13 protein-coding genes are annotated in these 10,759 nt (G+C 64.3%); 5 read left to right on the top strand and 8 right to left on the bottom strand.

The annotated features are described in order from the left end of the window. A partial coding sequence (locus EOA60_RS06130) for an EAL domain-containing protein (RefSeq protein WP_164899202.1) occupies window positions 1-416 on the top strand: 416 nt, incomplete at its 5' end. Between the two features lie 4 nt (window positions 417-420). On the opposite strand, the gene EOA60_RS06125 is transcribed toward EOA60_RS06130, so the two are convergent. Further along, complete coding sequence (locus tag EOA60_RS06125) at window positions 421-1,377, bottom strand: LysR substrate-binding domain-containing protein (protein WP_066989268.1); 957 nt, start codon at window positions 1,375-1,377, stop codon at window positions 421-423. Between the two features lie 235 nt (window positions 1,378-1,612). Between EOA60_RS06125 and EOA60_RS06120 the strand changes: the two genes are divergently transcribed. Beyond that, complete coding sequence (locus tag EOA60_RS06120; RefSeq protein WP_095801090.1) at window positions 1,613-1,903, top strand: DUF1127 domain-containing protein; 291 nt, start codon at window positions 1,613-1,615, stop codon at window positions 1,901-1,903. A gap of 164 nt (window positions 1,904-2,067) precedes the next feature. Here EOA60_RS06120 and EOA60_RS06115 read toward each other — a convergent pair whose 3' ends face one another. The 4 genes from EOA60_RS06115 to EOA60_RS06100 form a co-directional block, all read right to left on the bottom strand. After that, window positions 2,068-2,952 carry a DUF937 domain-containing protein gene (locus EOA60_RS06115; RefSeq protein ID WP_095825791.1) on the bottom strand — a complete coding sequence of 295 codons (885 nt, stop codon included), beginning with the start codon at window positions 2,950-2,952 and terminating at the stop codon, window positions 2,068-2,070. A 100-nt stretch (window positions 2,953-3,052) separates the two neighbouring features. Further along, window positions 3,053-4,426, bottom strand: a complete 1,374-nt coding sequence (locus EOA60_RS06110) for a glutamate--cysteine ligase (RefSeq protein WP_095825790.1) — start codon at window positions 4,424-4,426, stop codon at window positions 3,053-3,055. 105 nt (window positions 4,427-4,531) lie between these two features. Next, window positions 4,532-5,266: a 16S rRNA (uracil(1498)-N(3))-methyltransferase gene (locus tag EOA60_RS06105; protein ID WP_095825789.1), complete on the bottom strand. Its 735-nt coding sequence runs from the start codon at window positions 5,264-5,266 to the stop codon at window positions 4,532-4,534. Window positions 5,267-5,297: 31 nt separating this feature from the next. Continuing rightward, window positions 5,298-5,945: a hypothetical protein gene (locus tag EOA60_RS06100; RefSeq protein WP_095825788.1), complete on the bottom strand. Its 648-nt coding sequence runs from the start codon at window positions 5,943-5,945 to the stop codon at window positions 5,298-5,300. An 88-nt stretch (window positions 5,946-6,033) separates the two neighbouring features. Here EOA60_RS06100 and EOA60_RS06095 point away from each other — a divergent pair, with 88 nt between their 5' ends. Beyond that, window positions 6,034-6,732, top strand: a complete 699-nt coding sequence (locus EOA60_RS06095) for a type 1 glutamine amidotransferase (RefSeq protein WP_095801085.1) — start codon at window positions 6,034-6,036, stop codon at window positions 6,730-6,732. A 288-nt stretch (window positions 6,733-7,020) separates the two neighbouring features. Beyond that, window positions 7,021-7,152, top strand: coding sequence for a hypothetical protein (locus EOA60_RS39620; RefSeq protein ID WP_275955501.1), 132 nt, complete (start codon window positions 7,021-7,023; stop codon window positions 7,150-7,152). 46 nt (window positions 7,153-7,198) lie between these two features. Here EOA60_RS39620 and EOA60_RS06085 read toward each other — a convergent pair whose 3' ends face one another. The 3 genes from EOA60_RS06085 to EOA60_RS06075 are packed head-to-tail and all read right to left on the bottom strand — an operon-like array spanning window position 7,199 to window position 9,998. After that, a complete protein-coding gene (locus tag EOA60_RS06085; protein WP_067327338.1) occupies window positions 7,199-7,975 on the bottom strand; it encodes a metallophosphoesterase family protein in 777 nt (258 codons plus the stop codon). Window positions 7,976-8,034: 59 nt separating this feature from the next. Next, on the bottom strand, window positions 8,035-9,171 hold the full coding sequence (locus tag EOA60_RS06080) for an alpha-hydroxy acid oxidase (RefSeq protein WP_095825787.1): 1,137 nt from the start codon (window positions 9,169-9,171) through the stop codon (window positions 8,035-8,037). A 23-nt stretch (window positions 9,172-9,194) separates the two neighbouring features. Next, window positions 9,195-9,998 (bottom strand): FCD domain-containing protein, encoded by an 804-nt coding sequence (locus EOA60_RS06075; RefSeq protein WP_067327345.1) that lies wholly within the window; start codon window positions 9,996-9,998, stop codon window positions 9,195-9,197. Between the two features lie 208 nt (window positions 9,999-10,206). On the opposite strand from EOA60_RS06075, the gene EOA60_RS06070 reads away from it, so the two are divergent. Beyond that, window positions 10,207-10,759 (top strand): DUF3422 family protein (locus tag EOA60_RS06070; protein WP_128311139.1); only part of this gene is annotated, 553 nt, incomplete at its 3' end.

The following is a 10,759-nucleotide window of genomic DNA, read 5'->3' as shown; positions in this document are numbered from 1 at the left end:
CCGAAAGCGTGCTTCTGGACAACAGCGATGCTTCGAGGGCGGCTCTGACCACCTTGCGCCAGTTGGGCGTCGGCATCGTTCTGGACGATTTCGGGACCGGCTATTCATCGCTCAGCTACTTGCGTCGCCACGCCATCGACAAGCTCAAGATAGACCGCTCCTTCGTGCGGCTTCTCGATGGCGACGGCAACTCGGCCGCGATCGTCAAGGCCCTGATCGATCTTGCCATGGCGCTCGGGGTCGACGTCACCGCCGAGGGCGTGGAGACCGAGGCGCAGAAGATGTTGCTGGTCGCAATGGGCTGCCGGCAACTCCAGGGCTATTTCTTGTCGCCGCCGCTTGAGCCGGTCCAACTGCTCGGCCTTTCCGGTCTAGCTTCGCCGGACGAGATTCAGCCGGCCGCCGCTCGCGCCTGAACCCCTACCATCCAGGCAGGATCTGGTTTGCCTTGGTCCGCTTCATCTTGGCGAAGGCGAGTGCCGCGAAGTCGAAGCTTCCCGTCTCTTCGCTGACCGGCACGGAAATATTGTCCAGGCTTTCCGCGATATGGCGGGCCAGAGCATCGACGATCTCCGGCTGCGAGGTCTGGCCGCGCATGATGCCGATGCGGCAATCCGGCAGCGCGTCGAACCCGTCGGCCTCGCCGAGCACGCGCATGCCGGGCCTGAGCGCGCATTCCGGCAGCACCGAGATGGCGAGGCCGGAAAGCACGGCGGCGGTGATCACGGTCGCCGAGAAGCTGGAGAAGAGCACGCGGTATTCGCGGTTCTGCCGGTCGAGCACGTCGACCGCCGCGCGCCGCCAGATGCAGTTCGGCCGGCCGAACGCCATCGGCAGGATTTCCTGCTCATGCGTGGCATGATTGGCCGAGGTGACCCATAGAAGCGGCTCGCGCCGCACCACCTCCGACTGGCCGCGCGTGTCGTTGTGCGTCACCAGCGCGAGGTCGAGATTGCCGCGCTTGATGTGCTCGACCAGGCCCGGCGTCGGCTCGCAGATGACGGTGAGTTCCACACGCGGGTTGGAGCGCGAGAAGCGCGCCATGATCTCGGGCAGGAAGCGGTCCGCATAGTCATCCGGCGTGCCGATCCGTATCGTGCCTTCGAGCCGCTGGTCGTCGAAGGCCGCCAAAGTCTCGCGGTTGAGGTAGATCAGCCGCCTTGCATAGGAAAGCAGCCTGTCGCCTTCCTCGGTCAGCTTGTTGGTGCGACCATCCTTTTCGAACAGCGGCTTGCCGATCCGCTCCTCAAGACGGCGCATCTGCATCGACACCGCAGACTGTGTCCGGTGCACCTCCTCGGCAGCCCGCGTGAAGCTGCCGGTGTCGGCAATCGAGATGAAGGTCTGCAACTGATCGAGATCGAGCGGCGCTTTCATCGGTCCAATCCATCATTCGTGTTGATGCTAAAGATTAGAAACATTCGTTGGATTAATCAATCGCGGCGTGGCAAATTGCCATTGTCCACATGAAGGCACAGCATGTCGCCCAAAAGTGGCCCCCGTGTTGGGGGCAACGACATGCGTCACGTTAACTGTATCGAGACCGCAACGGCGCTCCTCCCAGGCGCCGATTGCATGGTTTCGTCTGCACGACTCCGAAGGAGAGACTGACATGACCACGATCGAATTCGCCTCCGAGACCCCGCGCATCACCACGCGTCCGGCCGTTGCGACCCGCGTGCTCAATGCGGTCGCCGATGCCTTCCGCGCCTGGAAAAACCGCCGCGCCTTTTATCGCCTTGGCGAGATGTCGGATGCCGAGCTTGCCGACATCGGCCTGACCCGCGCCGACCTCCACGTCGCCGTCAGCGTGCCTTTCGGCCGCGATCCGACGGTGAAGCTGCGCGCAATCGCAGAAGAGCGCGTCGATATGATCGAGGACCTCGCCCGCAAGGTCGCCTGAGCGGCTTCGCCGGCTGCGTTTGCGCTCGCGCTGAACCTTTCGAGGGCTCGGCGCGACCAAGTTTCATGCAGGCTCCCACACTCCCTGCCGGTTCCCCGCCGGCCTGCCTGCACATTGCCCGGTTCCCCTCCAGGACCGGGCATTTTTCTTTTGATTTGAGCGCCCTACCGTCGGTCCATCCCGCGCTTGAACTGGTCGAAGATCGTCTCCATGCCCTTCTGATATTCCTCGCGCTGCTGCGCGCCGGTCTCGAACATCCTGCCGAAGATGTCGTCGAATGGATTTCTCGGCCGGCCGCTCGGATTGGTTTGCGGCTGCGGCTGGGATTGCTGCGGCGCCTGCTCTCCGTCTGGCGTGTCGAAACCGCCGCCTTGCCGCAGCATTTCCTCGAACATCTTGCCCAGCGGATTGTCGCCGTAAGGGTTCGGCGCCTGCTGCGGTTGGCTTTGCGGCTGTTGGGCGCCGCCGCCGAACATGTCTTGCAGCACCTTGCCGAGCGGATTGTCGCCATAGGGATTTGGCGCCGGCTGCGGGGCCTGTGCGCCGCCTCCCGCCTGCCGCATCATCTCCTCGATGATCTCGCCGAAAGGATTGCCGCCGCCACGGAAGCCGCCGGCGGCCTGCATCTGGCTGTTGGTCTGCTTGAACAATCCGCCCATCATCATCGACGCCATCGCCGGCAGCATCTGCTGCAGCACCTGCTGGCTAAGGCCGGTCGCCTGAGCGGCCTGGGCTGCAACAGCGCGTGACAGGTCCTTCGAGCCGAACAGATGGCCGAGAATGCCGTTGCCTTCATCGATGCCTTGCGGCGTGAAGGCCCGGGTTGCGTCCTCGAAATACTTGGCGTGCTGGCCGCTCGCCATCGCCGTCATGAAAGCACCCATTCCATAGGGATCGGCGGTGTTGCGCTGAAGCCCCTGTGAGAAGGCCGGCAGCAGCGCCTGCACCGCGGCCTGCGCCTGCTGCATCGAAAGGCCAAACTGCTGGGCCAGCGCCTGCATGCCGGCGCCGTTCTGGGCTTGCAAAAAAATATCGAACAGGGAAGGCATGAGATCTCCTCGGCAATATCCTCACGGAGGAGCCTATTGCGTTTCCATCACCGATTGAAGCAGCTTTTGCCGAGCCACGGCTCAGGTGGCCGGCGAACGGTCAGTAGGCATATTCCATGAACACCGGCTCGATCGAGCCGCCCCAGCGCGTGTGATATGCCGAAAGCATCTCCTCGGCGCTGGTGGTGCCGCGCGCCACGACCTCGTCGAGCGTGTTGAGGAACGAGGTCTCGTCATAGCCGTCGCGGTTCTTCTTGGCGCGGTTCTTCAGACCCGTGCGGGCGATGGCCAGCACGTCGCGGGCAACCTCGCGCAAGGTGGCGTTGCGGAATGGCGCCGAAATCCCGTGCTCCGGCACGGCGTTGCGCATCGCCAGCGCTTCTTCGTAGGTCCAGCTCGAGGTCAGCGTCTCCGCGGCGTCGAGTGCCTGCTCGTCATAGAGCAGGCCGACCCAGAAAGCCGGCAGCGCGCAGATGCGCCGCCACGGTCCGCCGTCGGCGCCCCGCATCTCGAGGAAGCGCTTCAGCCGCACATCGGGGAAGAGGGTGGAGAGGTGGTTCGCCCAGTCGCCCATCGTCGGCAGGCCGTCGGGCACTTGCGTGCGCGCGGCACCCGCCATGAACTGGCGGAAGGTGTAGCGCGTCATGTCGTGATACTGCCCGTCGCGGATGACGAAATACATCGGCACGTCGAGCGCCCATTCGACATAGTCGGCAAAGCCGAAATCCGGCGCGAAGCAGAATTCGAGCATGCCGGAGCGCTGGTTGTCGGTGTCGCGCCAGATGTCGCCGCGCCAGCTCTGCAGCCCGTTCGGCCGGCTCTCGGTGAAGGGCGAATTGGCGAACAGCGCCGTCGACAGCGGCTGCAGCTTCAGCGCCACCTGCATCTTGCGGCGCATGTCGAATTCGCTTTCGAAGTCGAGATTCACCTGGATCGTGCAGGTGCGATACATCATGTCGAGGCCCTTGGAGCCGACCTTCGGCATGTAGCGAGTCATGATCTCGTAGCGTGACTTCGGCATTTTCGGCGTTTCGGCAAGCGACCATTTTGGGCTGCCGCCGAGGCCGAGGAAGCGGATGCCGAGCGGCTCGGCGATCTCGCGCACCTGCGCCAGATGCGCGTTGCCCTCGCGGCAGGTCTGGTGGATCGTCTCCAGCGGCGCGCCGGAGAGCTCGAACTGCCCGCCCGGCTCCAGCGAGATCGCGCCCTGGCCGGTCGGCTCGACTAGGCCGATGATGCGGCCGGCATCCATGATCGGATCCCAGCCGAGCTTTTCCTGCATGCCTTCCAGGATGGCGCGGATGCCGCGCTCGCCGCCATAGGGCACCGGCGCGTTGCCATCGACATAGAAGGGAAACTTCTCGTGCTCGGTGCCGATCCGCCATTTGTCGCGCGGCTTGTTGCCCGCCGCCAGATAGCCGACGAGTTCGTCGATGCCTTCGATGGGCTGGATATCGGTTGTGTCGCGCGCCATAAGAAAGCCCTCCGCAGCCGTCAGCTAGCCGCCGGGCGCTAGATGGACGAAATGTCAGTAGCCGATCAAGCGAAAAATCCTGAGCCACGCCTCAACTGGATTTGATCACCAGTCGCCGATCGTCGCCTGCATCACCGCGAGCGCCGCGACCGCCGCCGTGTCGGCGCGCAGGATGCGCGGCCCGAGCGGAATGGCGCTGACGAAGGGCAGCGCCCGCAGCATCCTGCGCTCGTCATCGGAAAAGCCGCCCTCCGGCCCCACCAGCAGCGCGAGTTTCTTCTCGCTTACCTTCTGCAAGGCTGGCAGTGGATTGTTGGTCGAGGCATCCTCGTCGCAGAAGATCAGCCGCCGTTCCTTGTCCCAGCCGCCGAGCAGCCGCTCCAGCTTCTCTGCTTCGCACACCTTTGGCACCGCCAGGATGCCGCATTGCTCGGCCGCTTCGACGACATTGGCGCGCAGCCGATCGATGCCAGGCTTGGCCACTTGTGTGTGCTGGGTGATGACCGGTTGCAGGATGCCGGCGCCCATTTCGACCGCTTTCTGCACCAGATAGTCGAGCCGGCCCTGCTTCAGCGGGGCGAAGCAATAGGCGAGGTCGGGCAGCGGCGGCTGCGGCCGCTGCAGGGTAAGCACCTTGAGCCGGACGGCTTTCTTGGTCTTGGCGGCGATCGAAGCCGACCACTCGCCGTCGCGGCTGTTGAAGAGCAGGACCTTCGCGCCTTCGCCGAGCCGCATCACATGCGCGAGATAGTGGCTCTGCTGCTGTCCAGCATCGAATTCGAACCCCGGTCCGAGATCGTCCGGCACGAACAGCCGCTGCATTTTGTAGTTGGCGCGCATGGCCGAGCAATGGGCGAGGCGCGGGTTGTCGTCAAGTATCGGCGGACGGATGCCAGACCGGCGCGTAACCATGTCTCAGCACCGAAACACTTGTGGCAGGCGTGAGCAGTCGCAGCGATCGCCCGGCGAGGCGATTGAACAAGACGGGCTCGGCATAGCCTGCGAAGGACCATTCGAGCGCCTTGCTGGCGCGGAGCGCGTAGGCGGTCTCACCCTCGGCCACGACTGCTCCATCCGGCAAACCGGCGAGTTCGTCCGATGAGACGGTCGGCGGACGCCCACCGGAGGCCAGCCGCTCCTTGTGCAGCCGCTTGTCGACCATCGGCGCGCGCGGTTCGGCAATGCCGAAGACCTTTCCGAAGCGCCGCACGAAATCTCTCGCTTGGTCGCGCCGGCAGTAGAAGCAGGGCCGGTGACCGGCCGCGAGCGCCGTCACCTCGTCGAGAAAGAACAGTTCGGTCCAGCCGGCCTTTCCTCCAGGCCGATTGCGGCCCATCGGCTCGCGTCGCACGCCGCGGAATTGGCAGACGCAGATGATCCAGGCCGGCAGCGCCCAACGCTTCCTCAGAAGCGTTTTAGTCTCGGGGTCATGGACGATACCGCGATTACCGGTGAAGAGGCCGCGCTCGGGCACGGCATGGATGACGCCGAACGGATCGACCCGGTTCTGCAGTGGCATAGCTTTCTCTCCGGCGCGCGGCTTGGCTGAAACCGAGGCGGCATGATATCGCTCCCACCGTCATTTTCATGTCAGCAGGGATTCGGGGATGCGGGTGCTGGTGGTCCAGAACTACGACAATACCGGCCTCGGCCAAGTCGGCGCCGCTCTCGCGGAGGCTGGCGCCGAGCTTGACTTGCGCCGCCCCTACCAAGGCGATCCGCTGCCCCGGGACGCGAACGGTCACGATGCCATGGTGGTTCTGGGCGGGGGGCAGAATGCGCTGGCCGACGACGACTATCCCTATTTTCCCGCCTTGCTCGAATTGACGCGCGATTTCGCCGGCAAGGACCGATCGGTGCTTGGCATCTGCCTCGGCGGCCAGCTCGTCGCCCGCGCCTTTGGCGCCGACAACCACATCGGCGGTGCGGTTGAATTCGGCTGGTGCGGGGTGTCGCTGACGGCCGAAGCCAAGCACGACCCTGTTCTCGGCACCTTGCCGGAAAAGTTCCCGACTTTCCAATGGCACGACGATACGTTCGACCTACCCGAGAAGGCCGTGCGGCTTGCGGGCAATGATGTCGCGGCGAACCAGGCTTTTCGTATTGGCCGCGCCGTCTATGGCTTCCAGTTCCATTTCGAGGCGGATCGCCCGCTGGTGCGCGACTGGAGCACCTCCTTCGCGGCGCTGATCGCCGAGCGCCATCCCGACTGGACCGGCAGGCTCGACTACGAGATGGCTAGCAACGGACCGCACGCCGACGCCGCAGGGCTCGCGATCGCGCGTGCCTGGGTGGCGACGATCTGACCGTCGCACCGCCGCGGAGCGTGACATAATTGGCACGCGGCGGCAGTTCCGCCTGGGGAAAACGCACTTCATTCTTGGTTTGTGTCCGGCCGCCCGCCTAAGAGGGCGCCCTCTGTATCGTCCGTGCAACCGCGATGAACCTGTTGTGTGATCCAAGCGACACACCGGCGATACAGAATCTGCTTAGAAGCGCGAAGTCGTCGAAACATTGAGACGCATTTTATCGTTTCAACGCATTGGTAACCGCCTCGTGCACAGATGCAGAAAGCTCAACCAGAGATGACGTCCGTGAAAGCAGCGCTTTTGTCCTTTGTAATGCTGTCTGCCATCGTCGTGTGCGGCCTCGGCATTTATTCTGCCGACGCTGCAAACAATCACCAGGCCGTCGACGGCTACGGCGTCACCGCCGCGCTTCGCTAGAGCCTGATCCTTCCCGACAAAGGGAAAGCTGATCCCACACTTGGGGTCATGGCCAGAACGCCATTCCCTCGACCGTCAGAATGCGCTTTTCAGCGCCGTCGACGGCAAGTGCGCTGAGCGTTCCCGCCTGCCAGGCGAGCGTGTCGAGATTGACGCGGTTGGCCATCACCTCGACGTCCGGCACCGGCGTATGCCCGTGCACGATCACTTTGGGATACAGCCCCGGGTAATTGTGGAAGACGTCGCGAATCCAGATCAGGTCCTGCTCGTTCTGGCTTTCGAGCGGCACCCCCGGCCGGATGCCGGCATGGCAGAAGAAGAAGTCGCCGAAGCACGCTGAAAAAGACAGCGAGCGCAGGAAGTCGACATGGGCTTGCGGCACTGCTTCGACCAAGGCCGCGTGTCCGTGCGCCAGCGCCTCGTCCGACCTGCCGAACCAGCTGCTGCCGGTCGAGAGCTTCACCCCGTATGACGCCGCCGTCTGGACGCCGCCATAGCGCATGAACAGACCCTCCGGATCGGGTTTGGCAAGGAAATCGAGCATGCCGATGTCATGGTTGCCGGCAAGCATGATGTTGCGGGGATCACGGCTCCGCGCCTCGATTAGGAATTCGATGACGTTCCTCGAGTCCGGTCCGCGGTCGACATAATCGCCGAGATGGATGATGCGCCAATCGGACTTTGGTCCGTACTCCAGATCGCTTGCTATCCGGCTGTGCATGGCGGCGAGCAGGTCATGACGGCCATGCACGTCGCCGATGGCATAGATGCGTATGCCTTTCGGCCCGCGCGCGTCGAGATAGTGGATGCCGGCTTCAGTCAAGGCGACGTCTTCCCGTGTCTGTCATCACGGGAAACTAGGGCGGATCGGTGAATAAGCCCCTAGCGCCGCAGCTGGTCCTTGCCCATGTCGGTTACCAGACGCTTACCGCACAGCGCCAGCGTGATGTCCATCTCCTTGCGGATGATCTCCAGCGCCTTGGTGACGCCCGCCTTGCCCATCGCGCCGAGCCCGTAAAGGAACGGCCGGCCGATATAGGTGCCCCTGGCGCCGAGGCAGAGCGCCTTGAGCACATCCTGACCCGAGCGAATGCCGCCATCCATATGCACCTCGATCCGATCGCCGACCGCGTCGGCGATCTCTTCCAGCACCGAGATCGAGGAGGCGGCGCCGTCGAGCTGCCGCCCGCCATGATTGGACACGATGATCGCGTCGGCTCCCGTCTCGGCCGCCATCAACGCATCCTCCTTGTCGAGGATGCCCTTCAGGATCAGCTTGCCGCCCCAGCGCTCCTGGATCCAGGCGACATCCTTCCAGGACAGCTGCGGGTCGAACTGCTCCGTCGTCCAGGACGACAGCGAAGAAACGTCGCCGACACCCTTGGCGTGGCCGACGATGTTGCGGAAGGTGCGGCGCGGCGTGCCCGCTATCCCCAGGCACCAGCGCGGCTTGAGGGCGAGATCGACAATGTTGGCGAGCGTCATCTTGGGCGGTGCCGACAGCCCGTTGCGCACGTCCTTGTGACGCTGGCCGAGGATCTGCAGGTCAAGCGTCAGCACCAGCGCCGAGCATTTCGCCGCCTTAGCGCGGTCGATGAGATCGACGACGAAATCCTTGTCGCGCAGCACGTAGAGTTGGAACCAGAACGGCTTCTTGGTCACCGAGGCGACATCCTCGATCGAACAGATGCTCATGGTCGAGAGCGTGAACGGCACGCCGAATTCCTCAGCGGCCTGCGCCGCGAGCATCTCGCCGTCGGCATGCTGCATGCCGGTCAGCCCGGTCGGTGCCAACGCCACCGGCATCGCCACCTTCTCACCGATCATGGTCGATTCCAGCGAGCGGTTGCTCATGTCGACCAGCACGCGCTGGCGGAATTTTATCTTGCCGAAGTCCTCCTCGTTGGCGCGGTAGGTGCTCTCCGTCCAGGCGCCGGAATCGGCATAGTCGAAGAACATCTTCGGCACCTTGCGGCGCGCCATGTCCTTGAGGTCGGCGATGGTGAGGATGTCGCTCATGGTAGTCCCCGCGTGATCAGTGCTTAGGAGCGTTTGCGTGTCGGTTCGATGTCGCCGGCTTCCGAGCGCTGCCTGAGCCTCAGCCGTGACACGCGCTGCCAGTCGCCGCTGCGCTCGGCCTCAGCCATGGAGCGCTCGACATAGGTAATGTGGTCCATCGCCGCCTTGCGGGCTGCGGCAGGATCCGCCGCCTTGATCGCGGCGTGGATTGCCCGGTGCTGCTCAAGCAACGCCTCGCGCGCGCCGGGCACGGTGAAGACCAGCAACCGGTTCTGGAACACGCCCTCGGAGAGCAGCCGGTAGCAGGAGCGCAGCGTGTGCAGGAGGATGATGTTGTGCGCGCATTCGCAGACCGCGTGGTGGAATTCGACGTCGATTTCCGCCTCGTCGTCGAAGTCGCCGGTACGGTGCGCCTCGTCCATGCGCGCCATGATGCGGTCGAGCAGCGCCAGATCCTCGGGCGTCGCTCGCCGCGCCGCGTATTCGGCCGCGATTGCCTCGACCTCGCGCCGGTATTCCAGATAGTCGGTCACCGCCTTGCGGTGCATCGAGATCAGATCGGTCACCGGCTTGGTGAAAAGCTGGCCGATGACGTCGGCGACATGCGTGCCGCCGCCCGGTCTGGTGGTCAGCAGCCCGCGTCCTTCCAGCGCCTTCAGCGCGTCGCGCAGGATCGGCCGCGACACGTCGAACTGACGCGCCAGCTCGCGCTCGCCCGGCAGCCGGTCGCCGGTGCGCAGCACGCCCTCGAGGATCAGGCTCTCGATCTGCTGCACCACCTCGTCGGCGGTGCGCGAATGCTCGATCCTGGAGAAGATATCGCTCAATGGAAGCGCGCCTGGAAACGGAATGGATGTCGCGCAGATCTAAGCCTCCGTCGCCAACTGGTCAAATTATTTATCCAATTCGCCGAATCAGGTCGACTCCCCGGCGGCTCTGTGAATCGGCTGCAGCTGAAATTTGCTGTTTACGGCCCCTGCCGATTGCCGCAAGACAACGCGATTGCACGAAGGGTCGAAACCAGGGGGACCAGCCGTGTCGGACGCCAATCTCGAATTCCAGCCGCGTGCCCAGGGCAGCGTCATGGGCTTTCCGGCCCACGAGGGTCGCCCCGGCGCGCTAGGCGAGGTCCATGCTCGTCCGCACCCGCTGGTCGAGAAGCCGCGCGTGCTCATCCAACTCTCCTTCATGACCGAAGGCGGCTCGGCCGTCGACCTTGCCGTGCTGTCGGACCTGTCGCGGCGCTTGGGCATCGCAGCGCCCGAACGCCATGCCCGCCACCATGCCATGAAATGGGGCAAGGGCACCTTGCGCTGGGAACGGCATACGGAGTTCTCGACCTATCTCTGGGAAGGGCCGCTGGCCGAAAGCAGCCGGGGCCAGGAGGATTCGCCCTTCGGCAACGGCTTCTCGCCGCCGGGAACGGTGATTTCCGGCATCCGGCTCGAAATCCGCAAATGGACGCAGGCGAGCGAGAAGCTGATCGCCGGCTTCGATCCGACCAGCCTCTGCTATTCGCTGGTCGAGCGCGGTGCGGCGGCCATCGTCACGGACTTTCGCCAGGATGGCGACGGGCTGACCCGCATGC

Origin of the sequence: Mesorhizobium sp. M1A.F.Ca.IN.020.06.1.1 (assembly GCF_004023265.1) — a bacterium.
Lineage (GTDB): Bacteria > Pseudomonadota > Alphaproteobacteria > Rhizobiales > Rhizobiaceae > Mesorhizobium.
The sequence above is the reverse complement of the archived record's forward strand: the minus strand, read 5'-3'. Positions and strand labels throughout refer to the sequence as shown.

Bases quoted from the DNA above. Each gene is read 5' to 3' on its own strand.
- EOA60_RS06100 (WP_095825788.1), bottom strand. From the start codon at position 5,945: ATGCCACTGCAGAACCGGGTCGATCCGTTCGGCGTCATCCATGCCGTG.
- EOA60_RS06110 (WP_095825790.1), bottom strand. From the start codon at position 4,426: ATGGCGCGCGACACAACCGATATCCAGCCCATCGAAGGCATCGACGAA.
- EOA60_RS06095 (WP_095801085.1), top strand. From the start codon at position 6,034: ATGCGGGTGCTGGTGGTCCAGAACTACGACAATACCGGCCTCGGCCAA.
- EOA60_RS06125 (WP_066989268.1), bottom strand. From the start codon at position 1,377: ATGAAAGCGCCGCTCGATCTCGATCAGTTGCAGACCTTCATCTCGATT.
- EOA60_RS06080 (WP_095825787.1), bottom strand. From the start codon at position 9,171: ATGAGCGACATCCTCACCATCGCCGACCTCAAGGACATGGCGCGCCGC.
- EOA60_RS06105 (WP_095825789.1), bottom strand. From the start codon at position 5,266: ATGCGCGCCAACTACAAAATGCAGCGGCTGTTCGTGCCGGACGATCTC.
- EOA60_RS06120 (WP_095801090.1), top strand. From the start codon at position 1,613: ATGACCACGATCGAATTCGCCTCCGAGACCCCGCGCATCACCACGCGT.
- EOA60_RS06115 (WP_095825791.1), bottom strand. From the start codon at position 2,952: ATGCCTTCCCTGTTCGATATTTTTTTGCAAGCCCAGAACGGCGCCGGC.